Consider the following 21,754-nt stretch of genomic DNA (forward strand, 5'->3'; position numbering starts at 1 on the left):
TGCGCTAGATGCTAATATATCAAAGGTGCGTGGGCAGCTGATTGTACATGGTTCTATTCGGAGGAATACACAATGTCTAATGAAAAAGCCTTGCAAGATGCTCATGTCAAAATAGGTACCAAACAGACCATGCGGATGGTGCAGACAGGTATGGCTTCTGAAGTCTATGTCGCAGAAGATAGTGATCCGCAGCTTACTTCCAAAATCATTGCTTTGTGTGAACAACACAATGTGAAATGCACGAAAGTGGATACAATGAAAAATCTCGGCAAGGCTTGCGGGATTGGAGTAGGAGCAGCTATGGCTGCTGTCGTAAAATCATAGGGTAAGGAACGTTTTTGTCCGAGAACTTTTAAGGATTCTCCAAGGCAAAAACTTTTCATTTGTCTTTTTATGAACCGCCTGGGTCTGTGGACTTAGTGCAAAGAGGTTTATAAAGAAACATGAATATTTGAGGAAGGGGGTGGCAATCACATGCCAACTATTAACCAACTGGTTCGTAAAGGACGTCAAGCAAAAGTTGAGAAGTCAAAATCTCCAGCTTTGCAAAAAGGATTCAACGCTTTGAAACGTGAATCTACTAACATCAGTGCCCCACAAAAACGTGGTGTCTGCACTCGTGTAGGTACAATGACTCCACGTAAACCAAACTCTGCACTTCGTAAGTATGCCCGTGTTCGTTTGACGAACCGTCTCGAGGTTACTGCTTATATCCCGGGAATCGGACATAACCTTCAAGAGCACAGTGTGGTATTGATCCGCGGAGGTAAAGTTAAAGACCTTGCAGGAGTTCGTTATCACATCGTTCGTGGAGCTCTCGATACTGCTGGTGTAAACAACCGTATGCAAGCTCGTTCGAAATACGGCGCTAAACGTCCAAAAGCTAAAAAAGCCTAAACTATTATAGGCAGATAGCCTGAAAGCCTTCTGGTCTAAGTCTGGAAGGTACAGGATCTGCTGAACAAGAAAGAAAGGGGGATATCCATGCCACGCAAAGGTCCAGTTACGAAAAGAGACGTTCTGCCTGATCCGTTATATAACAGCAAGTTGGTTACTCGTTTAATCAACCGCATCATGATCGGCGGAAAACGCGGTGTTGCTCAAAGCATTCTGTATAATGCGTTCAAGTTGATTCAAGAACGTACGGGTAATGACCCTATGGAAGTATTTGAAGCAGCAATCAAGAACATCATGCCAGTCCTGGAAGTTAAAGCTCGCCGTGTCGGCGGTGCCAACTACCAAGTACCAATCGAGGTGAAACCAGAGAGACGTACTGCTCTGGGATTACGTTGGCTCGTGAACTACTCCCGCAACCGCGGTGAGAAAACAATGGAAGAGCGTTTGGCGGCTGAGATCATCGACGCTTCCAACAACACAGGCGCTTCCGTTAAAAAACGTGAAGATACGCACAAAATGGCTGAAGCGAACAAAGCGTTTGCTCACTACCGTTGGTAGGATTCAGTTCACAATAAAAAAACTTCAATTTTGAAGGGAGACCCATTTCATGGCTAGAGAGTTCTCCTTAAAAAATACACGTAATATCGGGATCATGGCTCATATTGATGCGGGTAAAACCACGACAACTGAGCGGATCCTGTTTTACACAGGACGTACGCACAAAATCGGTGAAGTACACGAAGGCGCTGCGACAATGGACTGGATGGAACAGGAACAGGAGCGCGGAATTACGATTACTTCCGCTGCAACTACCGCTGCTTGGAAAGGCCACCGCGTTAATATTATTGATACCCCGGGACACGTTGACTTCACTGTTGAAGTTGAACGTTCCCTTCGTGTATTGGACGGAGCAGTTGGTGTATTCAGTGCGAAAGAAGGCGTTGAGCCTCAGTCCGAAACCGTATGGAGACAGGCTGACAAGTACGGCGTACCTCGTATCGCATATGTAAACAAAATGGATATCATCGGTGCTGACTTCCTGAACGTTGTATCTGACATGCGTGATCGCCTTCAAGCGAACGCTGTTGCGATTCAACTTCCAATCGGCGCTGAAAATGATTTCAAAGGTATCATCGATATCGTTGCACAAAGAGCTCATATGTACAAAGATGACCTTGGTCAAGATATCGAAGAAACCGACATTCCTGCAGAGTTTGCAGATCAAGTTGAAGAACTTCGCAACGAGTTGATTGAGCGCGTTGCTGAACTGGATGAAGATTTGACAATGAAATACCTGGAAGGCGAAGAGATCACAATTGATGAGATCAAAACCGTACTCCGTAAAGGTGTTGTAGATGTTAAGATCTTCCCAGTTATCTGTGGATCCTCATATCGTAACAAAGGTGTTCAACTGATGTTGGATGCTGTTATCGACTACTTGCCAGCTCCAACAGATGTTGCATCGATCACGGGACATCTTGAAGATGGAACTGAAGCAATTCGTAAGTCATCCGATGAAGAGCCATTCTCCGCATTGGCATTCAAAATTATGACTGACCCTTACGTTGGTAAATTGACATTCTTCCGCGTATACTCTGGTGTTCTTCAATCCGGATCATATGTATTGAATGCCACTAAAAACAAACGTGAGCGTATCGGTCGTATCCTTCAAATGCATGCGAACAGCCGTCAAGAAATCACTGTAGTTTACTCCGGTGATATTGCAGCTGCCGTAGGTTTGAAAGATACAGGTACAGGTGATACACTATGTGATGAGAAAAATCCGGTTATCCTGGAGTCAATGAACTTCCCTGATCCGGTTATCGAAATCGCTGTTGAACCTAAAACCAAAGCTGACCAGGATAAACTGGGTGTTGCTCTCGGTAAGTTGACTGAAGAGGATCCAACTCTTCGTGCTCATACTGACGAAGAAACAGGCCAAACGATCTTGGCAGGTATGGGTGAGCTTCACCTTGATATCATCATCGACCGTATGCGTCGTGAGTTCAAGGTTGAAACTACTGTGGGTAAACCACAAGTAGCTTACCGTGAAACATTCCGTGCTCCAGCGCGCGTTGAAGGTAAATTCGTACGTCAATCCGGTGGTCGTGGTCAATACGGTCACGTATGGGTTGAATTCGAACCTCTCGAGCCGGGTACAGGCAGCCAGTTCGAAAGTAAGGTTGTCGGTGGTTCCGTACCAAGAGAATACATTCAACCTGCACTGTCAGGGATTGAAGAGCAAATGAAAAACGGCGTTATTGCAGGCTTCCCGCTTGTTGACGTTAAGGCTACAATCGTAGACGGATCTTACCATGATGTCGATTCCAATGAGATGGCATTTAAAATTGCCGGATCTATGGCGCTTAAAGCGGCTAAAGACAAGTGTAAACCAGTTCTGCTTGAGCCTATCATGAAAGTAGAAGTAACTGTTCCAGAAGAGTACATGGGTGACGTAATGGGTATGTTGAACTCCCGTCGTGGCCGCATCGAAGGTATGGATTCCCGTAGTGGAGCTCAAATCATCCGTGCTAAGGTACCTCTGTCTGAAATGTTTGGTTACTCTACAACTCTTCGTTCCGGTACTCAAGGACGCGGCGTATTCTCCATGGAACTCTCTCACTATGAAGAAGTTCCTAAGAGCATCGCTGAAGAAATCGTTGCCAAAACAAAAGGCACCGAGTAGTTTTCTCACACTGGATGCAAGTGCATAAGAATTAAATTCGGAGCACTTCATTCAGTGAAAACATAAAATTATAATTTTAAGGAGGCCACGTTCAAATGGCAAAGGCTAAATACGAACGTAATAAACCCCACGTTAACATCGGTACTATTGGTCACGTCGATCACGGTAAAACAACTCTGACTGCTGCAATCACAACTGTATTGTCCAAAACTTACGGTGGTGCTGCAATTGCATTCGACCAAATCGACAAAGCTCCAGAAGAGCGCGAACGCGGTATCACAATCTCCACATCACACGTTGAGTACGAAACTGACACTCGTCACTACGCTCACGTTGACTGCCCAGGTCACGCCGACTATGTTAAAAACATGATCACTGGCGCGGCTCAAATGGATGGAGCTATCTTGGTAGTATCCGCAGCAGACGGCCCAATGCCACAAACTCGTGAGCACATCTTGCTCTCCCGTCAAGTAGGCGTACCTTACATTGTTGTATTCTTGAACAAATGTGACATGGTTGAAGACGAAGAGTTGTTGGAATTGGTTGAGATGGAAGTTCGCGACCTTCTTAACGAATATGAGTTCCCAGGTGACGATACTCCAATCACTCGTGGATCCGCTCGTGAAGCTCTGGCAAACCCAGATGGCGAATGGGCTCAAAAAATCGTTGAGATGTTCAAAGAGATCGACACTTACATCCCACTGCCTGAGCGTCAAACTGACAAGCCTTTCTTGATGCCTGTCGAGGACGTATTCTCCATCACTGGTCGTGGTACTGTTGCTACTGGCCGTGTAGAGCGTGGTACTGTTAAAGTCGGCGAAGAGATCGAAATCGTTGGTATCACTGAAGAAACTAAAAAATCCGTTGTAACAGGCGTTGAGATGTTCCGTAAATTGTTGGATTCCGCTCAAGCGGGTGACAACATCGGTGCATTGTTGCGTGGTGTTGACCGTACTCAAATCGAGCGTGGTCAAGTACTTGCAAAACCAGGTTCTGTTAAGCCACACACAGAATTCACAGCTCAAATCTACGTTCTGACTAAAGAAGAGGGCGGACGTCACAAACCATTCTTCACTGGTTACCGTCCACAGTTCTACTTCCGTACAACTGACGTAACAGGCATCATCAACTTGCCTGAAGGTACTGAAATGGTAATGCCTGGTGATAACATCACTGTTACTGTTTCCCTGATCTCCCCAATCGCGATTGAAGAAGGAACTAAATTCTCCATTCGTGAAGGCGGACGTACAGTAGGTGCCGGTTCCGTAGCATCTATCCAAAAATAATTTGGCTTAACGCTGAATAAAGCATATGTAACAGTGTACTGGAACGAGTAACATTGTATTGTAACGAAGCTTCGGAAGAGTTCTTTATCCGACATCGGATAGAGAACTCTTTTATTATGTTTAAAGTTCGGAACCTGCGTCATACGAAATGAACATCATTTACGTATTTAGAAGGATTGGCAAGGCAGCCTGGATATTGAAGATTAACACTGCAATAAACGAAGTCATTTCATCAGAAAAGATAAGTTTAAATGTTTTTCTTAAATATGCTTGCAATACGCCTATCTTTTCTATATAATAATGAATGTTGTTCTGTGACGTTGCGATGATGTGAGAGGTTACTGGCACACCCGGCCCCTTTGCCATGGGAGAGTGGCTAGAAAATTTTCACGGAGTATGTCCGATAAAAAATTGGGCGATAGAAGGAGGGACTAAAATGGCAAAGCAAAAAATTCGTATTCGTTTGAAAGCTTACGACCACAGAATTCTTGATCAATCCGCGGAGAAAATTGTTGAAACAGCAAAACGTTCGGGTGCTGGTGTATCCGGTCCGATTCCGCTTCCTACTGAAAAACAAATCATTACTATTCTTCGTGCGGTGCACAAGTACAAGGATTCTCGGGAACAATTCGAACAACGTACACATAAACGTTTGATCGACATCGTTAACCCGACTCCACAAACTGTGGATGCCTTGATGCGCTTGGATCTGCCGTCCGGTGTAGATATCGAAATTAAATTGTAATATAAGCTACAACAAAGACCATGTATAAAGGAAAAGAGGTGTCAACATGAAAGCAATCTTAGGAAAAAAACTCGGAATGACTCAAGTATTTACTCCTGAAGGTAACGTCGTTCCAGTAACGGTTATCGAAGCAGGCCCTTGTGTTGTTTTGCAAAAGAAAGACATTGAGAACGATGGCTACGAAGCAATTCAAATCGGTTACTCCGATAAGAAAGAGAAAAATGCTAACAAGCCAGAAGCAGGTCACGCTAAAAAAGCGAACACTGCCCCTAAGCGCTACGTTCGTGAAGTTCGCGGTATCAACATCGCAGAATATGAAGTTGGCCAAGAACTGAAAGCTGACATTTTCGCTGAAGGCGAATTCGTTGACGTAACGGGTATTTCTAAAGGTAAAGGTTTTGCCGGCGTTATCAAACGTTGGGGACAAAGCACTGGACCTATGTCACACGGTTCGCGTTACCACCGTGGCCCTGGTTCAATGGGTTCGATCCAAGCTAACCGCGTTCCTAAAGGCAAACGCCTGCCAGGACACATGGGACATGATACTATTACAATCCAACGTCTTGAAGTAGTTAAAGTAGACGCTGAGCGTAACGTGTTGCTCGTGAAAGGTTCCATTCCTGGACCGAAAAACAGTCTCATTAGAGTTAAAGAAACGGTGAAAAAATAACCACTGAAGAAAGGAGGAACACAAAATGCCAAAAGTATCAGTTTACAATGTAGATGGTAGCCAAGTAGGCGAAGTTGAATTGAACGATGCGGTTTTCGGAATTGAGCCGAACCAACACGTTCTGTACGATGCAGTTCTTATGCAACGCGCTTCCCTTCGTCAAGGTACCCACAAAGTAAAAGGACGTTCTGAAGTTCGTGGCGGTGGACGTAAGCCTTGGAAACAAAAAGGTACAGGTCGCGCTCGTCAAGGTTCAATTCGTTCACCACAATGGAAAGGCGGCGGTATCGTATTTGGTCCAACACCACGGAGCTATGCGTATAAACTGCCTAAGAAAGTTCGCCGCTTGGCGATCAAATCAGCCCTTTCATCCAAAGTGCTTGACAATGACATTATCGTTTTGGACGCTCTCACGTTGAGTACGCCTAAAACTAAAGAATTTGCAGCCATCTTGAGTAACCTCAAAGTGGGACGTAAAGCTTTGATCGTAGCTCCTAGCTATGATGATAATGTAGCTCTTTCCGCACGGAATATTCCAGGCGTGAAATTCGTAGCTGCTGACGGTATTAATGTTCTTGACGTGCTTTCGCACGACAAATTGATCATTACGAAAGAAGCAGTTCAGAAGGTAGAGGAGGTGCTCGCGTAATGAAGGATCCTCGTGATATTGTAAAACGTCCGATTATTACGGAACGTACTGCTGACATGATGAACGACTTGAAATATGTATTTGAAGTCGATATCCGTGCAAACAAAACCGAGATCAAAAAGGCAGTAGAAGCTATTTTCAATGTAAAAGTGAAAAACGTGAACACGCTTCGTGTTCCAGCTAAGCCGAAACGGTACGGACGTTATTCCGGATATACTAGCGAATGGAAAAAAGCGTTTGTAACGTTGACAAAAGACAGCAAAACGCTTGAGTTCTTTGAAACTGTATAATTGAATTTTTGAAGTAAGGAGGGAAACCCAGTGCCAATCAAAAAGTATAAACCAACATCCCCGGCAAGACGGAACATGTCCGTTTCTACATTTGAGGAAATCACCACAAATCAGCCGGAGAAATCGTTGTTGGCCCCGTTGAGCAAACAAGCAGGCCGCAACAACCAAGGTAAAATTACAGTTCGTCACCATGGTGGTGGACACAAACGTAAATACCGTATCATTGACTTCAAACGTACTAAAGATGGAATACCGGGCCGCGTTGCTACGATTGAGTATGACCCGAACCGTACATCCAACATCGCTCTGATTCACTATGCTGATGGTGAAAAGCGTTATATCATCGCTCCTAAAGGTTTGAAAGTTGGAGATCAAGTGTTCTCCGGACCTGAATCAGACATCAAAATCGGTAACGCACTGCCACTCGAAAACATTCCAGTAGGTACCGTTATCCACAACATCGAGTTGAAACCAGGTAAAGGCGGACAATTGGTTCGTGCTGCTGGTACAGAAGCTCAATTGCTTGGTAAAGAAGAAAAATACGTTTCCGTTCGTCTCTCTTCCGGAGAAGTTCGTCGTATTTTGAAAGTTTGCCGCGCGACAATCGGATCTGTAGGTAACCAAGACCACGAGCTCATCAAAATCGGTAAAGCCGGTCGTAGCCGTTGGTTGGGTAAACGTCCTGAGGTTCGTGGTGTAGTAATGAACCCTAACGATCACCCACACGGTGGTGGTGAAGGTCGTGCTCCAATCGGACGTAAATCGCCAATGTCACCATGGGGTAAACCTACACTTGGTTACAAAACGCGTAAGAAAAATAAAGCTTCTGATAAATACATCATTCGCCGCCGCACGAAGTAATACACACTGTGCATAACTTCGTGAGGCATCTGCGGATGCATAATAGCTATGTTTGAAGGGAGGATCTCCACATGGGTCGCAGTTTGAAAAAAGGGCCATTCATTGATGGCTACATGCTTAAAAAGGTAGAAGAGATGGAAGCTTCAGGTAAGAAGAATGTGATCAAAACCTGGTCCCGTCGTTCTACAATTTTCCCGCAATTCATCGGACACACATTTGGCGTTTACGATGGTCGTAAACACGTGCCAGTGTATGTAACTGAGGACATGGTCGGACACAAACTGGGTGAGTTCGCTCCAACCCGTACGTACAAAGGCCATACTGCTGATGATAAGAAAACAAGAAGATAAATGAATATCTTTAATGTTTGAAAGGAGGTTACACAATGGAAGCAAAAGCACATGCTAAGTTTATCCGGATTGCTCCTCGTAAAGCTCAACTCGTTGTTGACTTGATTCGTGGCAAGCAAGTAGGTGAGGCGGTTGCCATTCTCCGTCACACTCCGAAATCTGCTTCTCCAATCGTTGAGAAGTTGCTTAACTCCGCTATTGCGAATGCGGAACATAACTATTCTTTGGATGTTAACAAATTGGTTATCTCGCAAGCTTACGTGAACCAAGGACCGACAATGAAGCGTTTCCGCCCTCGTGCAATGGGACGTGCAAGTCGTATTAACAAACGTACTAGCCACATTACTTTGGTGGTATCTGAGAAGTAGAAGGAGGGGAAATGTGTGGGCCAAAAGGTAAATCCAGTCGGACTCCGTGTCGGAATTATCCGTGACTGGGAATCTAAGTGGTATGCAGGCAAAGACTTCGGTGATCTTTTGATGGAAGACGTGAGAATTCGTGAATTCCTGAAAAATAAATTGAAAGACTCCGCTTTATCTCGTGTAGAAATTGAGAGAGCGGCTAACCGCGTAAACGTAACGATTCACACTGCTAAACCAGGTATGGTTATTGGTAAGGGTGGTTCGGAAGTTGAAAATCTTCGTAACCAAATTACGAAAATTGCTGGCGGTAAAAAAGTACACATCAACATTTCTGAAATTAAGAACCAAGACTTGGACGCTGTTCTTGTAGCTGAAAGCATTGCACAACAATTGGAACGTCGTGTTTCTTTCCGTCGTGCTCTGAAACAAGCAATTCAAAGAACTATGCGCTCCGGTGCTAAAGGTATCAAAACTCAAGTAGGCGGACGTCTTGGCGGTGCTGAGATCGCACGTTCTGAAGGCTACAGCGAAGGAACTGTTCCACTGCACACACTGCGTGCTGACATTGACTACGGTACAGCAGAGGCTCATACTACTTACGGACTTATCGGCGTAAAAGTATGGATCTATCGTGGAGAGGTTCTTCCTACGGCTAAGAAACAAGCTGCTAAGGAAGGAGGCAACTAATCATGTTGGTACCAAAACGCGTAAAACACCGTAAGCAACAACGTGGACATATGAAAGGCCAAGCTAAAGGCGGAACGACTCTGAACTTTGGCGAATACGGTCTGCAAGCTACGGAACCGGCTTGGATTACGAACCGTCAAATCGAAGCGGCTCGTATTGCGATGACTCGTTACATCAAACGTGGTGGTAAAGTTTGGATCAAAATTTTCCCAGACAAACCAATCACTCAAAAGCCTCTCGAGGTTCGGATGGGTAGCGGTAAAGGTAACGTAGAAAAATGGGTTGCAGTAGTGAAACCAGGTAAGATCATGTTTGAACTTGCTGGTGTACCGGAGGAAATTGCACGCGAAGCAATGCGTCTTGCCGCTCACAAACTGCCAATCAAAACGAAGTTCGTGAAACGTGAAGAATTGGGTGGTGAAGCAAATGAAAGCTAGTGAATTTCGCAACCTAACCTCTGCTGAAATCGAGCAAAAGATTGCCGGATTTAAAGAAGAACTCTTTAACCTCCGCTTTCAATTAGCTACCGGTCAGCTGGATAACCCGACTCGCATCCGTGATGTGCGGAAAGAAATAGCTCGTGCTAAAACCATTATCCGTGAGAGAGAATTGGGAATCGGTTAATTAGGGATAGGATGGACAATCCGTCCGTAATCAGGAAGGAGGCCAACAATGAGCGAAGAACGTAACGCACGTAAAGTGCAAACTGGTAAAGTGGTCAGCGATAAAATGGACAAAACGATTGTTGTTGCTGTAGAAACTTACAAAAAACACAACTTGTACCATAAACGCATTAAGGTTACTAAAAAATTCAAAGCGCATGACGAAGAAAACACTGCGAAAATCGGTGACACGGTGAAAATCATGGAGACTCGTCCGCTTTCGAAAGATAAACGCTGGAGACTTACTGAAATCGTAGAAAAAGCGGTTATCATCTAATGCATCAGCAGCATTGCTGAAAGGAGGAATACTAAATGATTCAACCATTTACACGTTTGACTGTGGCCGACAACTCCGGTGCGAAGGAACTGATGTGTATCCGCGTACTCGGCGGTACGGGACGTCGTACAGCTCAAATCGGTGATCTGATCGTTTGTTCTGTTAAACAAGCAACACCAGGCGGCGTTGTCAAAAAAGGTGATGTAGTTAGAGCGGTTGTCGTTCGTACGAAACGTTCTGTACGTCGTAAAGACGGTTCCTACATCGGTTTTGATGAAAATGCAGCGGTTGTTGTAAAAGACGACAGAAGCCCACGTGGAACACGTATTTTCGGACCAGTTGCTCGCGAACTTCGCGATAAAGACTTCATGAAAATCGTTTCCTTGGCTCCAGAAGTTATCTAAAGCTTAATCTCGTGATGTTAGAAACAGGAGGTGTACGAAATGCCAAGAGTGAAAAAAGTTCTGGAATCCCATAACAACAAACTTCACGTTAAAAAGGAAGATACGGTTATGGTGATCAGCGGTAAAGACAAAGGTAAAAAAGGCCGTGTCATCGCTGCTTATCCTCGTGAGAACCGCGTCCTTGTGGAAGGTGTTAACATGGTGAAAAAACACCAGAAGCCTAACCAGCAAAATCCGCAAGGCGGCATTATCGAGAAGGAAGCTCCGATTCACGTTTCCAACGTAATGCACATCGATCCGAAGAGCGGAAAAGTAACCCGTGTAGGTTACAAAGTTTTGGATAACGGTAAGAAAGTGCGCGTTGCTAAACGTTCCGGAGAAATTATCGACTAATTGAACCGAATGAGAAAGGAGGGCTATGATTCATGGCATCAAGAATGAAAGAACGTTACCTGCAAGAAATCGCTCCTGCTTTGATGCAGAAGTTTAACTATACAACGGTAATGCAAGTGCCGAAAATCGAGAAAATCGTTATCAACATGGGTGTGGGCGACGCTGTCCAAAACTCTAAAGTGTTGGATTCTGCAGTAAACGATTTGCAACTGATCGCGGGTCAAAAACCTGTAATCACTCGTGCTAAAAAATCTATCGCAGGTTTCAAACTGCGTGAGAATATGCCTATCGGTGCGAAAGTTACATTACGCGGTGAGCGTATGTACTTCTTCCTAGATAAGCTGCTCAACGTAACGCTTCCTCGTGTCCGCGACTTCCGCGGTGTATCGAGTAATGCTTTCGATGGACGTGGTAACTATACACTGGGTCTGAAAGAGCAATTGATCTTCCCGGAGATCGAATACGATAAAGTTGATAAAGTCCGCGGTATGGATATTGTCATTGTAACAACGGCGAAAACAGACGAAGAGTCCCGTGAATTGCTTACGCAAATGGGAATGCCTTTCGTTAAGTAATGTTGGCATAACGTTTCCGGGTGTCTGGAAAGACTCCCTTTTCTCCGAAATTATTTAGGAGGTGTCAGGCTAAGTGGCAAAAACTTCGATGAAAGTTAAACAACAACGTACACCTAAGTTTAAAGTACGTGCATATACACGCTGTGAGCGTTGCGGACGTCCACATTCGGTCCTGCAAAAGTTCAAAATTTGCAGAATTTGTTTCCGTGAATTAGCTTATAAAGGCCAGATCCCTGGCGTGAAAAAAGCAAGCTGGTAAAAAGTCCTGAACGGGAAGGAGGTTAACTCACAATGACTATGTCTGATCCAATTGCAGATATGCTTACTCGTATTCGTAACGCGAACACTGTTCGTCACGAAACGGTAGAAATGCCTGCTTCAACAATGAAAAAACAAATCGCCGATATCCTGAAGCGTGAAGGTTTCATCCGTGACGCTGAAGTTATCGATGATAACAAACAAGGGATTATCCGTGTTTTCCTGAAATACGGTCAAAATAACGAGCGCGTTATCACTGGTCTGAAAAGAATCAGTAAACCTGGTCTTCGTGTTTACACGAAAAGCAACGAAGTACCTCGTGTACTTGGTGGCCTGGGAATCGCGATCATCTCGACATCTAAAGGTATCATGACGGACAAAGAAGCTCGTCAATCGAAATCCGGCGGAGAAGTCGTTTGCTACGTTTGGTAATATAACGTCACAAGATAGGAGGTGCAACATATGTCTCGTATTGGTCGCAAACCAATCACAGTACCAAGTGGTGTAGACATCACCCTGGACAACACCGTTATTACGGTAAAAGGACCTAAAGGAACTTTGACTCGTGAGCTTCATAAAGACATGAAGGTTACAGTTGAAAATAACGAAATCACAGTTGTGCGTCCTTCCGATAACAAAACTCACCGTTCTTTGCACGGCACAACGCGTAGCGTTGTAAACAATATGGTGAGCGGCGTTACTGAAGGATTCGCGAAATCTCTGGAATTGGTTGGGGTCGGATATCGTGCAAGCAAATCCGGAGATAAAATCGTTCTGAACGTTGGTTACTCTCACCCGGTTGAAATTACACCGGAAGCGGGAATCGAATTCGAAGTACCTTCGAATACAAAAATCATCGTTCGCGGAATTGACAAAGAGCGTGTAGGTGCTTACGCTGCTAAAATCCGTTCCGTACGTGAACCTGAGCCGTACAAAGGTAAAGGTATTAAATATGAAGGCGAGCGTATCATCCGTAAGGAAGGTAAAGCCGGTAAGAAGAAATAAGATTTCTCTTACCGCCTTTGCGCGGCTTTCGGCTTGCTTGCTTCGTGTGTTTCTAATATACCCCGTGGCTTCTGCTTTGAAGCCAGCGAGGTAACCTGAAAGGAGTGAATCTTTGAGATGATTACGAAACCAGATAAAAATAAGGCTCGTCTGAAAAGACACCTTCGTGTTCGTAAGAAAATCCAAGGAACGGCAGCACGTCCTCGTTTGAACGTATTCCGTTCTGGTAAACATATGTATGCTCAAATCATCGATGATGTTGCTGGTGTAACAATCGCTTCCGCGTCTACCGTAGACAAAGAGTTGAGCACTGACATCAAAAATGGTGCATCTGTTGAATCAGCTCGTAAAGTTGGCGAACTCGTTGCTAAACGTGCGAAAGACAAAGGTGTTTCCAACATCGTATTTGACCGTAGCGGTTATCTGTACCATGGTCGTATCGCAGCATTGGCTGAAGCGGCTCGTGAAGCAGGACTTGAGTTTTAAGATATTTTTCAAAAGGAGGTTAACGACTTGCGTGTAGATCCGAATACTTTGGAACTGACTGAAAGAGTTGTAAATATTAATCGCGTAGCTAAAGTAGTAAAAGGCGGACGCCGTTTCAGCTTTAGCGCACTGGTTGTAGTCGGCGACGGCAACGGCTGGGTTGGAGCTGGTATCGGTAAAGCGGGCGAAGTACCTGATGCAATTCGCAAAGGTATTGAAGACGCTAAGAAAAACCTTGTACACGTTCCACTCGTAGGAACATCGATTCCTCACTTGGTAACAGGTAAGTTCGGCGCAGGACGCGTGCTGTTGAAACCAGCATCTGAAGGTACTGGTGTTATCGCTGGTGGTCCTGTACGTGCGGTTCTCGAACTTGCTGGTGTAGGTGACATTTTGACAAAATCTCTGGGTTCTTCGAATTCCATGAACATGGTCAATGCGACTTTGGAAGGTTTGTCCCGTTTGAAGCGTGCTGAAGACGTGGCTAAACTGCGCGGAAAATCCGTCGAAGAGCTTCTGGGTTAAGGAGGGAATTCTCATGGCTAAATTAGAAATTACCCTCGTCCGCAGCTTGATCGGACGTCCGGAGACGCAAAGAACAACTGTGAAAACATTGGGTTTGCGCAAAATCAATAGCAAAGTGGTACAAAACGATAATCCTGCTATCCGTGGTATGATTAACAAAGTAAGCCACTTGGTTGCTGTTAAAGAAGTAGAAGCTTAATATCGGGTTAATCCCACAAATCTTTAAGGAGGTGCAACGAACGATGAAGTTACATGAGCTTTCACCATCTCCTGGATCCCGCAAAGAACGTAAACGTCTTGGTCGCGGTCCAAGTAGTGGTACAGGTAAAACATCAGGTCGCGGTCACAAAGGACAAAATTCTCGTTCTGGCGGTGGAGTACGTCCAGGCTTCGAAGGTGGACAAAATCCATTGTATCGTCGCTTGCCAAAACGTGGTTTTGTAAACCCAACTCGCAAAGAATATGCAGTTGTGAATACTGAAGACCTGAACAGTTTTGCTGCGGGTACTGAAGTAACTCCAGAATTCTTGATGACGAACGGCGTAGTTAAAAACGCTAAATCCGGAATCAAAATCCTGGGTAACGGTGATGTCACTGTGAAGCTGACTGTTAAAGCTAACAAGTTTTCTCAATCTGCTATTGAGAAAATTGAAGCTGCCGGCGGTACAACCGAGGTGATTTAATGTTCAAGACCCTAAAGAATATCTGGCGGGTTGAAGATCTGCGCAAAAGGGTATTATTTACCCTTTTTGTACTGATCATTTACCGCATCGGCTCCTTTGTTCCCGTACCGGGAGTTAACAAAGACGTGTTCGAAGCGACAAATTCTGCGGGTAAAGAAGTTTTTGGACTTCTCAATACGTTCTCGGGTGGAGCGCTCTTCCAGTTCTCGATATTTGCGCTCGGGATCGTGCCTTACATCACTGCGTCTATCATAGTACAGTTGCTTTCCATGGACGTTATTCCTAAATTAGCGGAGTGGGCAAAGCAAGGTGAACAAGGTAAGAAGAAATCTGCACAATTGACCCGTTATTTAACGATTGGCCTGGCATTGATTCAAGCGTTTGGTACGTCGATCGGATTCAACCGCTTGTACAATACAGACATGATTCCTAACGCTACATTTGCAGATTATATCTTGATCGCGATTGTACTTACGGCCGGTACTTCATTCCTGATGTGGCTTGGTGAGCAGATCACCGAGAAGGGCATAGGAAACGGGATTTCGATCTTGATCTTTGCGGGTATCCTATCTACGGTGCCTAACATTATCAAACAAACGATCGAATCCGACTTCATTCAACCTGACCAACTGTTTATGAATATTCTTAAAGGTGTTATCATCGCAATTGTTATTGTGTTGATCATCATAGGGGTCATTTACATTCAGCAGGCGATTCGGAAAATTCCGGTACAGTACGCTAAACGTGTCGTAGGTAACAAAATGTACGGTGGACAGAATACACATATCCCGCTGAAAATTAATGCAGCAGGTGTTATCCCTGTCATCTTCGCATCATCGTTGTTGATGTTCCCGACGATCATCGCCAACTTCTGGGCAGATCGCCTTTGGGCACAGTGGATCGGACAGAACCTGACTACACACAAACCTCTGGGTATGTTGTTGTATGTCGTGATGATCTTCGGTTTCACATTCTTCTATACTTTCGTACAGATGAATCCACAGCAGATGGCTGATAATATGAAAAAGAACGGCGGTTACATCCCAGGCATTCGCCCGGGTAAAGCAACCGAGAAATATCTGACCCGTGTCATGACTCGTTTGACAATGGCCGGTGCCATGTTCTTGGCAGTCATTTCCGTTCTGCCTGTAATCTTGGGGGCACTGTCTGGTTTGCCTCAATCTGCGCAAATTGGAGGAACATCCCTCCTGATCGTTATCGGTGTTGCGCTGGATACGATGAAGCAAATCGAAAGCCAATTGATCAAACGCCACTACAAAGGTTTTATCAATAAATAGGCAATAGGTACCGGTCGAGTGAAGATTTACTTGCCGGCACCTATTGTGCTGTTTGTTGATGTAGGGTAGTCTTGGAGGGAGTGACATAACGTGAACATCCTATTCATGGGCCCTCCGGGGGCAGGAAAAGGAACGCAAGCAGACGTCATCGTGAAAGAGTTCGGTATTCCCCATATTTCAACAGGCGATGCATTTCGTCTCGCGATCAAACAGGGAACTCCCATTGGCATGAAAGCCAAGGAATATATGGATCAAGGATTGCTTGTACCAGATGATGTAACCATTGGCATCGTTGAAGAACGTTTGCAGCAGCCTGACTGCAGAGAAGGTTTCCTCTTGGACGGATTTCCAAGAACCCTTTCGCAAGCAGAAGCGCTCGATGGCATTCTGGATCGATTGAACTCAGGTCTCGATCATGTAATCAACCTGAAAGTGGATCGCAACAAATTGCTCGCTCGTTTGACGGGTCGTCGAATTTGTAAAAACTGTGGTTCCACTTATCATGTGGTATTCAATCCGCCTAAGCAGGAAGGTATTTGTGATAAATGCGCTGGTGAGTTGTATCAACGCTCTGATGATAATGAAGAGAGTGTAGGTACACGACTGGACGAGTATATCAACAAAACAGCACCACTCCTCACGTTCTATGAGACTAAAGGTCTTCTTCGTCAAATGAACGGAGAACAGGATATCGATCAAGTTTCTCAAGAAATCGTGTCCTTACTGAGAGGTTAATTGATGATCATTGGTAAGTCCGAAACGGAACTGGGCTTGATGAGGGAAGCAGGGAGAATTGTTGCGGAAACGCATCGTCTCTTGGCAGAGCATATCGCTCCCGGTATTACGACTGGAGAACTTGACCATATGGCTGATCAATATATCCGCAGTCAAGGAGCTGTGCCGTCTTTCAAAGGTTATAACGGTTTCCCTGCCAGTGTGTGCGCTTCAGTCAATGAAGAGTTGGTACATGGATTTCCCGGCAAACGCAAGTTGAACGAGGGCGATATCGTTACGTTTGACATTGGCGCGCAGTACCAGGGGTATCATGGAGATTCCGCCTGGACTTATCCGGTCGGCCGTATTTCCGAAGAAGCCCGTCGTCTTCTGGACGTTACCGAGGCTTCGTTATACGCAGGTCTGGCGCTGGTAAAACCGGACGTTCGCTTGTTTACAATATCTCATGCGATTCAGAAATATATTGAAGATGAAGGGTTCTCCGTAGTTCGTGAATATGTCGGTCACGGCATAGGCGCAGATCTGCACGAAGAACCACAGATTCCGAACTATGGTCTTCCCGATCGGGGACCACGGCTTAAAGCGGGCATGGTGCTGGCCATAGAGCCGATGGTTAACGTAGGTAGACGGTATGTGAAAACGTTGGAAGATAACTGGACTGTCGTCACGGTTGATGGTAAGTTATGTGCACACTTTGAACACACCGTAGCAGTTACACCAGATGGTATGGAAATTTTCACGAAACTGAATGCGTAGGTGATGAGGCATGAACAGTCAGTCTAATCCGCAGCTCGGTCAACTTGTGAAGATCCGTAAAGGCCGCAATGCGGACCAAGCCGCAGTAATTGTTGCTATAGCGGACGGTAAGTTCGTATATATTGCGGATGGAGACAAACGTAAGTTTGATCAACCAAAGAAGAAGAATCTTCTTCATCTTGAGCTCCAGCCCATGATTAGCAGCGAGGTTGTGAACAGTTTAAACGAGAGTGGTCGGGTGACAAATGGAAAGCTCCGTTACGCGGTTCATTCATTTCTGGAATCCACCAACATTCAAGCTGAAGAGAAAGGAGACTGACTAATGGCTAAGGAAGATGTCATTGAAGTGGAAGGTACGGTTCTCGAACCGCTACCGAATGCAACATTCAAGGTTGAGCTTGAGAACGGTCATCAAATTCTCGCTCACGTTTCCGGAAAACTGCGGATGCACTTTATCCGTATCCTGACTGGAGACAAAGTAGTTGTTCAGTTGTCGCCTTATGATTTAACAAAAGGTCGCATAACTTACCGTAAATAGTAGTAGACAGTTGCAATGAACTGTGAAGCTTATGTAGCGGGTTTTGCCCGGCAAAACTTGCGAAAGCTTCGAAGCCGGTTTTACAATAGTAGAACAAGGTCAATGCTTACGAAGAGGGTTTTGCTTAGCAAAACTTTGAGGAGGTAATTCACATGAAGGTAAGACCTTCGGTCAAGCCGATTTGCGAAAAGTGCAAAGTCATTCGCCGCAAAGGGAATGTTATGGTTATCTGTGAAAATCCGAAACACAAACAAAAACAAGGTTAAAGAAGGGGGTGTAGCGTAAAATGGCACGTATATCTGGTGTGGATTTGCCACGTGATAAGCGCGTTGAGATCGCCTTGACTTATATTTTCGGAATCGGTAAAACGACTTCCCAGAAAATTCTGAGCACAACAGGCATCAATCCGGACACTCGTGTTCGTGATTTGACGGAAGATGAAGTCAGCAAATTGCGTGAAAGTATCGATAAAGAGGTCAAAGTAGAAGGTGACCTGCGTCGAGAAATCTCTTTGAATATTAAACGTTTGACGGAGATCGGTTGTTACCGTGGAGTTCGTCATCGTCGTGGTCTGCCTGTTCGTGGACAACGTACGAAAACGAATGCTCGTACTCGTAAAGGTCCTCGTCGTACAGTAGCGAACAAGAAGAAATAATAAGGGGGGATAAGAGAAAATGGCTAAACCGAAAAAAGTCGTACGTACTAAACGTCGTGACCGTAAGAATATTGAATCTGGCGTGGCGCATATCCGTTCCACTTTCAATAACACTATCGTTACTATTACGGATCCTCACGGAAACGCAATTTCGTGGGCAAGCTCCGGCGGCCTCGGATTCAGAGGTTCCCGTAAATCGACTCCGTTTGCTGCACAAATGGCTGCTGAGACTGCTGCCAAAGCTGCAATGGAACATGGGATGAAAGCCGTTGAGGTTATGGTTAAAGGACCAGGCGCAGGCCGTGAAGCAGCGATCCGCTCTTTGCAAGCTGCTGGTCTTGAAGTTAACCTGATCAAAGACGTAACTCCAGTCCCGCATAACGGATGCCGTCCTCCAAAACGTCGTCGTGTCTAATGAGATTTGCCCCTGCGTGTGGTATATTTCCGGCACAATCTGCTAATAATGGTTGTTTAGGCATACTACTACATGTTTTCGCAAGAGAAGGTAAATGTTTCATAGAGGACCGACGTTTTGAAGGAGGGGTATTGCAGTGATTGAAATCGAAAAGCCGAAAATTGAGACGGTAGACGTCAACGATGATGGCACCTATGGGAAATTCGTAGTAGAACCGCTTGAGCGCGGATACGGTACGACGCTTGGAAACTCGCTTCGCCGAATCTTGCTCTCGTCACTGCCGGGTGCGGCAGTGTCTTCGGTTCAAATCGATGGCGTTCTGCATGAATTTGCTACAGTTCCTGGCGTAATGGAAGATGTAACGGAGGTTATTCTTAACCTGAAAGCTTTGTCGCTTAAGATTCATTCAGACGAGGAGAAAGTGCTCGAGATTGATGCTGAAGGCGAAGGAGCAATTACGGCTGGAGATATCCGTGCTGACTCCGATGTGGAAATCCTTAATCCGGATTTGCACATTGCTACGCTCGGACCAGGTTCGAGACTTCACATGCGTATTTTTGCCAATCGCGGTCGCGGCTACGTCCAGGCAGATCGGAATAAACGCGATGACCAGCCGATCGGCGTCATCCCAGTCGATTCCATCTTCACCCCGATCAGTCGCGTTAACTACGCTGTGGAAAATACGCGTGTCGGTCAAGTGACCAACTATGATAAGCTCACGTTGGAAGTTTGGACTGATGGAAGTATTCGTCCTGAAGAGGCTGTAAGCCTCGGCGCTAAAATTTTGACTGAGCATTTGATGCTCTTCGTGGGTCTTACAGACGAAGCGAAAGATGCAGAAATCATGGTCGAAAAAGAAGAAGACAAAAAAGAAAAAGTACTCGAAATGACGATCGAAGAGCTGGATCTCTCTGTTCGTTCCTACAACTGCCTCAAACGTGCCGGTATTAATACCGTGCAAGAGCTGACTACGAAAACGGAAGAAGACATGATGAAAGTCCGTAACCTCGGACGCAAGTCTTTGGAAGAAGTTCAAGAGAAGCTTGAGGAACTTGGTTTGGGACTCCGTACAGAAGAATAGACAGCCGAGTGCTTGAAGTGAAGGAGGGAAAACAATGGCATACCAAAAGTTGGGCCGTAATTCCAGCGCACGTAAAGCTTTGTTCCGTGACCTGGTAACCGACCTGTTCTTATACGAACGCATTCAGACAACTGAAGCGAAAGCAAAAGAGGTTCGCTCTATTGCTGAAAAACTGATCACTAAAGCGAAAAAGGGAGATCTTCATGCCCGTCGCCAAGTGGCAGCTTATGTTCGCCGCGAAACTATCGATGGTGAGCAAGATGCAATCCAAAAACTGTTTAGCGAATTGTCCGGTCGTTACGCTGAGCGTCCAGGTGGATACACTCGTATCTTGAAACTGGGACCTCGTCGTGGTGACGCAGCGCCAATGGTTTACTTGGAACTGGTAGACCGCGCGTAAAACAGATGAGATGAGGAAAGGGGACAGAATCAACGATTCTGGATTAACCCTTTTTTTCTCTTCATTTCGGAATTCGTGCTGTAATAGAAGCTCCGTAAGGGGCTTCTTTTGCTGTTCGGGATAGGGATATGTATAGTATGGAACAAAGGTGTGGTAATAATGCGAAACTTATGTATGACGTTAACTTATGATGGCACTGCCTATTACGGCTTCCAAGTACAGCCGGGTGGGAATACCATTCAGGATCATCTTGAAGATGCGATTCGTGCTTTAACCGGTGAGAAGGTTAAAATTACAGGTTCAGGCCGAACAGATGCAGGTGTTCACGCCCGCAGACAAATCTTCAATTTTCCTACGGAGTCCCAGATCCCGATTGAACGTTGGTGTATTGCACTCAACTCCAGATTACCCTCCGATATTGTCGTTATTGATGCGATTGAAGTTTCGGCTGATTTTCATTCTCGCTATGCAGCGAAAAAGAAAACGTATCGTTATACAGTCAATGCGAATCAATTTCCGGATGTATTCAACAGAAGACTGCAATATCATCATCATGCGAAGCTTGATATTATGGCAATGCAGGAGGGCTTACGACATTTCATAGGGACGTATGATTTTACCTCTTTTGCTTCACGCAAGTCTCAGAAAGAGAATCATGTCCGTTCGGTGTACGAAGCATGGATGGAAGTGGACCGATCAATGTGCAGAGACCATCCGCGCGATCAGGGTGTCATTCACATTTATGTGAGTGGTAACGGCTTTTTGCAGCATATGGTTCGTATCATTGTAGGGACACTGCTGGAGATCGGAGTGGGCAAACGGAAAGCCTCTGATGTACCAAAAATGATTGCTGCATGTAATCGATCTGCTGCAGGACCTACTGCAGTTAGCTGCGGTTTAATGCTCTGGGATCTTGAATACAAAAAAGATTAAATTTGGTGAGTGAAAAGCTTAATTAACACTTGCGATTTAATCGCCTATCATGTAATATAAAAGTTGTGTTTTCTTAATGGCTTTCCCACAGCCCCAATTAAGAGTTTCACATCAAATTTACAATCCATCAACACCTAAAGTTATAACTTAACGAACGAAGATAAATGAAAATGATGATTTTGAACATTTTAA

The 21,754-nt window shown here is 45.2% G+C and carries 37 protein-coding genes; all 37 read left to right on the forward strand.

The window, feature by feature from the left end; all coding sequences use genetic code 11:
* The first annotated feature begins 72 nt into the window (after nt 1-72).
* The 37 genes from MHI01_RS22310 (at nt 73) to truA (ending at nt 21,562) form a co-directional block, all read left to right on the forward strand.
* Nucleotides 73-324 (forward strand): ribosomal L7Ae/L30e/S12e/Gadd45 family protein, encoded by a 252-nt coding sequence (locus tag MHI01_RS22310; protein WP_036607175.1) that lies wholly within the window; start codon nt 73-75, stop codon nt 322-324.
* A 150-nt stretch (nt 325-474) separates the two neighbouring features.
* The gene (gene rpsL / locus MHI01_RS22315) at nt 475-897 is read left to right on the forward strand and encodes a 30S ribosomal protein S12 (protein ID WP_017692070.1); all 423 of its coding nucleotides are present in this window, start codon (nt 475-477) and stop codon (nt 895-897) included.
* Nucleotides 898-984: 87 nt separating this feature from the next.
* Nucleotides 985-1,455, forward strand: a complete 471-nt coding sequence (gene rpsG, locus MHI01_RS22320) for a 30S ribosomal protein S7 (protein ID WP_017692071.1) — start codon at nt 985-987, stop codon at nt 1,453-1,455.
* Nucleotides 1,456-1,504: 49 nt separating this feature from the next.
* The gene (gene fusA / locus MHI01_RS22325) at nt 1,505-3,583 is read left to right on the forward strand and encodes an elongation factor G (RefSeq protein WP_036607177.1); all 2,079 of its coding nucleotides are present in this window, start codon (nt 1,505-1,507) and stop codon (nt 3,581-3,583) included.
* Between the two features lie 95 nt (nt 3,584-3,678).
* Nucleotides 3,679-4,869, forward strand: coding sequence for an elongation factor Tu (gene tuf, locus MHI01_RS22330; protein ID WP_017692073.1), 1,191 nt, complete (start codon nt 3,679-3,681; stop codon nt 4,867-4,869).
* A gap of 436 nt (nt 4,870-5,305) precedes the next feature.
* Nucleotides 5,306-5,614, forward strand: a complete 309-nt coding sequence (gene rpsJ / locus MHI01_RS22335) for a 30S ribosomal protein S10 (RefSeq protein ID WP_017692074.1) — start codon at nt 5,306-5,308, stop codon at nt 5,612-5,614.
* Between the two features lie 46 nt (nt 5,615-5,660).
* Complete coding sequence (rplC, locus tag MHI01_RS22340; protein WP_017692075.1) at nt 5,661-6,284, forward strand: 50S ribosomal protein L3; 624 nt, start codon at nt 5,661-5,663, stop codon at nt 6,282-6,284.
* Between the two features lie 25 nt (nt 6,285-6,309).
* Nucleotides 6,310-6,933 carry a 50S ribosomal protein L4 gene (rplD, locus tag MHI01_RS22345; RefSeq protein ID WP_017692076.1) on the forward strand — a complete coding sequence of 208 codons (624 nt, stop codon included), beginning with the start codon at nt 6,310-6,312 and terminating at the stop codon, nt 6,931-6,933.
* Complete coding sequence (gene rplW, locus MHI01_RS22350; RefSeq protein ID WP_017692077.1) at nt 6,933-7,223, forward strand: 50S ribosomal protein L23; 291 nt, start codon at nt 6,933-6,935, stop codon at nt 7,221-7,223. The genes rplD and rplW overlap by 1 nt, the downstream gene beginning before the upstream one ends.
* Before the next feature lie 30 nt (nt 7,224-7,253).
* Complete coding sequence (gene rplB / locus MHI01_RS22355; protein ID WP_017692078.1) at nt 7,254-8,084, forward strand: 50S ribosomal protein L2; 831 nt, start codon at nt 7,254-7,256, stop codon at nt 8,082-8,084.
* A gap of 71 nt (nt 8,085-8,155) precedes the next feature.
* Nucleotides 8,156-8,434, forward strand: coding sequence for a 30S ribosomal protein S19 (gene rpsS / locus MHI01_RS22360; RefSeq protein ID WP_017692079.1), 279 nt, complete (start codon nt 8,156-8,158; stop codon nt 8,432-8,434).
* Between the two features lie 35 nt (nt 8,435-8,469).
* On the forward strand, nt 8,470-8,802 hold the full coding sequence (gene rplV, locus MHI01_RS22365) for a 50S ribosomal protein L22 (RefSeq protein WP_036607180.1): 333 nt from the start codon (nt 8,470-8,472) through the stop codon (nt 8,800-8,802).
* A gap of 15 nt (nt 8,803-8,817) precedes the next feature.
* Nucleotides 8,818-9,483, forward strand: a complete 666-nt coding sequence (gene rpsC / locus MHI01_RS22370; RefSeq protein ID WP_036607182.1) for a 30S ribosomal protein S3 — start codon at nt 8,818-8,820, stop codon at nt 9,481-9,483.
* Between the two features lie 2 nt (nt 9,484-9,485).
* Nucleotides 9,486-9,920, forward strand: coding sequence for a 50S ribosomal protein L16 (rplP, locus tag MHI01_RS22375; protein ID WP_017692082.1), 435 nt, complete (start codon nt 9,486-9,488; stop codon nt 9,918-9,920).
* On the forward strand, nt 9,910-10,107 hold the full coding sequence (gene rpmC / locus MHI01_RS22380) for a 50S ribosomal protein L29 (protein WP_017692083.1): 198 nt from the start codon (nt 9,910-9,912) through the stop codon (nt 10,105-10,107). Before rplP ends, rpmC begins: the two co-directional genes overlap by 11 nt.
* 48 nt (nt 10,108-10,155) lie before the next feature.
* Entirely contained in the window at nt 10,156-10,422 is a 267-nt protein-coding gene (gene rpsQ, locus MHI01_RS22385) for a 30S ribosomal protein S17 (RefSeq protein WP_017692084.1), read from the forward strand.
* Nucleotides 10,423-10,457: 35 nt separating this feature from the next.
* Nucleotides 10,458-10,826, forward strand: coding sequence for a 50S ribosomal protein L14 (rplN, locus tag MHI01_RS22390; protein ID WP_017692085.1), 369 nt, complete (start codon nt 10,458-10,460; stop codon nt 10,824-10,826).
* Nucleotides 10,827-10,865: 39 nt separating this feature from the next.
* Nucleotides 10,866-11,219 carry a 50S ribosomal protein L24 gene (rplX, locus tag MHI01_RS22395; protein ID WP_017692086.1) on the forward strand — a complete coding sequence of 118 codons (354 nt, stop codon included), beginning with the start codon at nt 10,866-10,868 and terminating at the stop codon, nt 11,217-11,219.
* Between the two features lie 32 nt (nt 11,220-11,251).
* On the forward strand, nt 11,252-11,794 hold the full coding sequence (gene rplE, locus MHI01_RS22400) for a 50S ribosomal protein L5 (RefSeq protein ID WP_017692087.1): 543 nt from the start codon (nt 11,252-11,254) through the stop codon (nt 11,792-11,794).
* A gap of 73 nt (nt 11,795-11,867) precedes the next feature.
* Nucleotides 11,868-12,053, forward strand: a complete 186-nt coding sequence (locus MHI01_RS22405; protein WP_013312154.1) for a type Z 30S ribosomal protein S14 — start codon at nt 11,868-11,870, stop codon at nt 12,051-12,053.
* 32 nt (nt 12,054-12,085) lie between these two features.
* Nucleotides 12,086-12,484: a 30S ribosomal protein S8 gene (gene rpsH / locus MHI01_RS22410; protein WP_017692088.1), complete on the forward strand. Its 399-nt coding sequence runs from the start codon at nt 12,086-12,088 to the stop codon at nt 12,482-12,484.
* 30 nt (nt 12,485-12,514) lie between these two features.
* Nucleotides 12,515-13,057 (forward strand): 50S ribosomal protein L6, encoded by a 543-nt coding sequence (rplF, locus tag MHI01_RS22415; RefSeq protein ID WP_017692089.1) that lies wholly within the window; start codon nt 12,515-12,517, stop codon nt 13,055-13,057.
* A gap of 117 nt (nt 13,058-13,174) precedes the next feature.
* Nucleotides 13,175-13,543: a 50S ribosomal protein L18 gene (rplR, locus tag MHI01_RS22420; protein WP_017692090.1), complete on the forward strand. Its 369-nt coding sequence runs from the start codon at nt 13,175-13,177 to the stop codon at nt 13,541-13,543.
* Between the two features lie 27 nt (nt 13,544-13,570).
* A complete protein-coding gene (rpsE, locus tag MHI01_RS22425) occupies nt 13,571-14,068 on the forward strand; it encodes a 30S ribosomal protein S5 (RefSeq protein ID WP_017692091.1) in 498 nt (165 codons plus the stop codon).
* Between the two features lie 13 nt (nt 14,069-14,081).
* Nucleotides 14,082-14,267 carry a 50S ribosomal protein L30 gene (gene rpmD, locus MHI01_RS22430; protein WP_017692092.1) on the forward strand — a complete coding sequence of 62 codons (186 nt, stop codon included), beginning with the start codon at nt 14,082-14,084 and terminating at the stop codon, nt 14,265-14,267.
* Between the two features lie 43 nt (nt 14,268-14,310).
* Nucleotides 14,311-14,751, forward strand: a complete 441-nt coding sequence (gene rplO, locus MHI01_RS22435; protein WP_017692093.1) for a 50S ribosomal protein L15 — start codon at nt 14,311-14,313, stop codon at nt 14,749-14,751.
* On the forward strand, nt 14,751-16,049 hold the full coding sequence (gene secY / locus MHI01_RS22440) for a preprotein translocase subunit SecY (protein WP_017692094.1): 1,299 nt from the start codon (nt 14,751-14,753) through the stop codon (nt 16,047-16,049). The genes rplO and secY overlap by 1 nt, the downstream gene beginning before the upstream one ends.
* A gap of 90 nt (nt 16,050-16,139) precedes the next feature.
* Nucleotides 16,140-16,784, forward strand: coding sequence for an adenylate kinase (locus MHI01_RS22445; protein ID WP_036607188.1), 645 nt, complete (start codon nt 16,140-16,142; stop codon nt 16,782-16,784).
* Nucleotides 16,785-16,787: 3 nt separating this feature from the next.
* Nucleotides 16,788-17,540, forward strand: a complete 753-nt coding sequence (gene map, locus MHI01_RS22450) for a type I methionyl aminopeptidase (RefSeq protein WP_036607191.1) — start codon at nt 16,788-16,790, stop codon at nt 17,538-17,540.
* 10 nt (nt 17,541-17,550) lie between these two features.
* Nucleotides 17,551-17,859, forward strand: coding sequence for a KOW domain-containing RNA-binding protein (locus MHI01_RS22455; protein WP_036607194.1), 309 nt, complete (start codon nt 17,551-17,553; stop codon nt 17,857-17,859).
* Nucleotides 17,860-17,862: 3 nt separating this feature from the next.
* On the forward strand, nt 17,863-18,078 hold the full coding sequence (gene infA, locus MHI01_RS22460; protein WP_017692098.1) for a translation initiation factor IF-1: 216 nt from the start codon (nt 17,863-17,865) through the stop codon (nt 18,076-18,078).
* A gap of 152 nt (nt 18,079-18,230) precedes the next feature.
* The gene (gene rpmJ / locus MHI01_RS22465; protein ID WP_003333770.1) at nt 18,231-18,344 is read left to right on the forward strand and encodes a 50S ribosomal protein L36; all 114 of its coding nucleotides are present in this window, start codon (nt 18,231-18,233) and stop codon (nt 18,342-18,344) included.
* Between the two features lie 20 nt (nt 18,345-18,364).
* Nucleotides 18,365-18,733: a 30S ribosomal protein S13 gene (gene rpsM, locus MHI01_RS22470; RefSeq protein ID WP_036607200.1), complete on the forward strand. Its 369-nt coding sequence runs from the start codon at nt 18,365-18,367 to the stop codon at nt 18,731-18,733.
* A 19-nt stretch (nt 18,734-18,752) separates the two neighbouring features.
* Nucleotides 18,753-19,148, forward strand: coding sequence for a 30S ribosomal protein S11 (gene rpsK, locus MHI01_RS22475; protein ID WP_017692100.1), 396 nt, complete (start codon nt 18,753-18,755; stop codon nt 19,146-19,148).
* Between the two features lie 136 nt (nt 19,149-19,284).
* The gene (locus tag MHI01_RS22480; protein ID WP_017692101.1) at nt 19,285-20,229 is read left to right on the forward strand and encodes a DNA-directed RNA polymerase subunit alpha; all 945 of its coding nucleotides are present in this window, start codon (nt 19,285-19,287) and stop codon (nt 20,227-20,229) included.
* A gap of 34 nt (nt 20,230-20,263) precedes the next feature.
* A complete protein-coding gene (gene rplQ / locus MHI01_RS22485; protein ID WP_017692102.1) occupies nt 20,264-20,629 on the forward strand; it encodes a 50S ribosomal protein L17 in 366 nt (121 codons plus the stop codon).
* Between the two features lie 159 nt (nt 20,630-20,788).
* The gene (gene truA / locus MHI01_RS22490) at nt 20,789-21,562 is read left to right on the forward strand and encodes a tRNA pseudouridine(38-40) synthase TruA (RefSeq protein WP_340984167.1); all 774 of its coding nucleotides are present in this window, start codon (nt 20,789-20,791) and stop codon (nt 21,560-21,562) included.
* Nucleotides 21,563-21,754 lie beyond the last annotated feature (192 nt).

The organism is Paenibacillus sp. FSL M7-0656, from assembly GCF_038003225.1.
Classification (GTDB): domain Bacteria; phylum Bacillota; class Bacilli; order Paenibacillales; family Paenibacillaceae; genus Paenibacillus; species Paenibacillus amylolyticus.

Bases quoted from the DNA above. Each gene is read 5' to 3' on its own strand.
- MHI01_RS22310 (WP_036607175.1), top strand. From the start codon at position 73: ATGTCTAATGAAAAAGCCTTGCAAGATGCTCATGTCAAAATAGGTACC.
- rpsL (WP_017692070.1), top strand. From the start codon at position 475: ATGCCAACTATTAACCAACTGGTTCGTAAAGGACGTCAAGCAAAAGTT.
- rpsG (WP_017692071.1), top strand. From the start codon at position 985: ATGCCACGCAAAGGTCCAGTTACGAAAAGAGACGTTCTGCCTGATCCG.
- fusA (WP_036607177.1), top strand. From the start codon at position 1,505: ATGGCTAGAGAGTTCTCCTTAAAAAATACACGTAATATCGGGATCATG.
- tuf (WP_017692073.1), top strand. From the start codon at position 3,679: ATGGCAAAGGCTAAATACGAACGTAATAAACCCCACGTTAACATCGGT.
- rpsJ (WP_017692074.1), top strand. From the start codon at position 5,306: ATGGCAAAGCAAAAAATTCGTATTCGTTTGAAAGCTTACGACCACAGA.
- rplC (WP_017692075.1), top strand. From the start codon at position 5,661: ATGAAAGCAATCTTAGGAAAAAAACTCGGAATGACTCAAGTATTTACT.
- rplD (WP_017692076.1), top strand. From the start codon at position 6,310: ATGCCAAAAGTATCAGTTTACAATGTAGATGGTAGCCAAGTAGGCGAA.
- rplW (WP_017692077.1), top strand. From the start codon at position 6,933: ATGAAGGATCCTCGTGATATTGTAAAACGTCCGATTATTACGGAACGT.
- rpsS (WP_017692079.1), top strand. From the start codon at position 8,156: ATGGGTCGCAGTTTGAAAAAAGGGCCATTCATTGATGGCTACATGCTT.
- rplV (WP_036607180.1), top strand. From the start codon at position 8,470: ATGGAAGCAAAAGCACATGCTAAGTTTATCCGGATTGCTCCTCGTAAA.
- rplP (WP_017692082.1), top strand. From the start codon at position 9,486: ATGTTGGTACCAAAACGCGTAAAACACCGTAAGCAACAACGTGGACAT.
- rpmC (WP_017692083.1), top strand. From the start codon at position 9,910: ATGAAAGCTAGTGAATTTCGCAACCTAACCTCTGCTGAAATCGAGCAA.
- rpsQ (WP_017692084.1), top strand. From the start codon at position 10,156: ATGAGCGAAGAACGTAACGCACGTAAAGTGCAAACTGGTAAAGTGGTC.
- rplN (WP_017692085.1), top strand. From the start codon at position 10,458: ATGATTCAACCATTTACACGTTTGACTGTGGCCGACAACTCCGGTGCG.
- rplX (WP_017692086.1), top strand. From the start codon at position 10,866: ATGCCAAGAGTGAAAAAAGTTCTGGAATCCCATAACAACAAACTTCAC.
- rplE (WP_017692087.1), top strand. From the start codon at position 11,252: ATGGCATCAAGAATGAAAGAACGTTACCTGCAAGAAATCGCTCCTGCT.
- rpsH (WP_017692088.1), top strand. From the start codon at position 12,086: ATGACTATGTCTGATCCAATTGCAGATATGCTTACTCGTATTCGTAAC.
- rplF (WP_017692089.1), top strand. From the start codon at position 12,515: ATGTCTCGTATTGGTCGCAAACCAATCACAGTACCAAGTGGTGTAGAC.
- rplR (WP_017692090.1), top strand. From the start codon at position 13,175: ATGATTACGAAACCAGATAAAAATAAGGCTCGTCTGAAAAGACACCTT.
- rpmD (WP_017692092.1), top strand. From the start codon at position 14,082: ATGGCTAAATTAGAAATTACCCTCGTCCGCAGCTTGATCGGACGTCCG.
- rplO (WP_017692093.1), top strand. From the start codon at position 14,311: ATGAAGTTACATGAGCTTTCACCATCTCCTGGATCCCGCAAAGAACGT.
- secY (WP_017692094.1), top strand. From the start codon at position 14,751: ATGTTCAAGACCCTAAAGAATATCTGGCGGGTTGAAGATCTGCGCAAA.
- map (WP_036607191.1), top strand. From the start codon at position 16,788: ATGATCATTGGTAAGTCCGAAACGGAACTGGGCTTGATGAGGGAAGCA.
- MHI01_RS22455 (WP_036607194.1), top strand. From the start codon at position 17,551: ATGAACAGTCAGTCTAATCCGCAGCTCGGTCAACTTGTGAAGATCCGT.
- infA (WP_017692098.1), top strand. From the start codon at position 17,863: ATGGCTAAGGAAGATGTCATTGAAGTGGAAGGTACGGTTCTCGAACCG.
- rpmJ (WP_003333770.1), top strand. From the start codon at position 18,231: ATGAAGGTAAGACCTTCGGTCAAGCCGATTTGCGAAAAGTGCAAAGTC.
- rpsM (WP_036607200.1), top strand. From the start codon at position 18,365: ATGGCACGTATATCTGGTGTGGATTTGCCACGTGATAAGCGCGTTGAG.
- rpsK (WP_017692100.1), top strand. From the start codon at position 18,753: ATGGCTAAACCGAAAAAAGTCGTACGTACTAAACGTCGTGACCGTAAG.
- rplQ (WP_017692102.1), top strand. From the start codon at position 20,264: ATGGCATACCAAAAGTTGGGCCGTAATTCCAGCGCACGTAAAGCTTTG.
- truA (WP_340984167.1), top strand. From the start codon at position 20,789: ATGCGAAACTTATGTATGACGTTAACTTATGATGGCACTGCCTATTAC.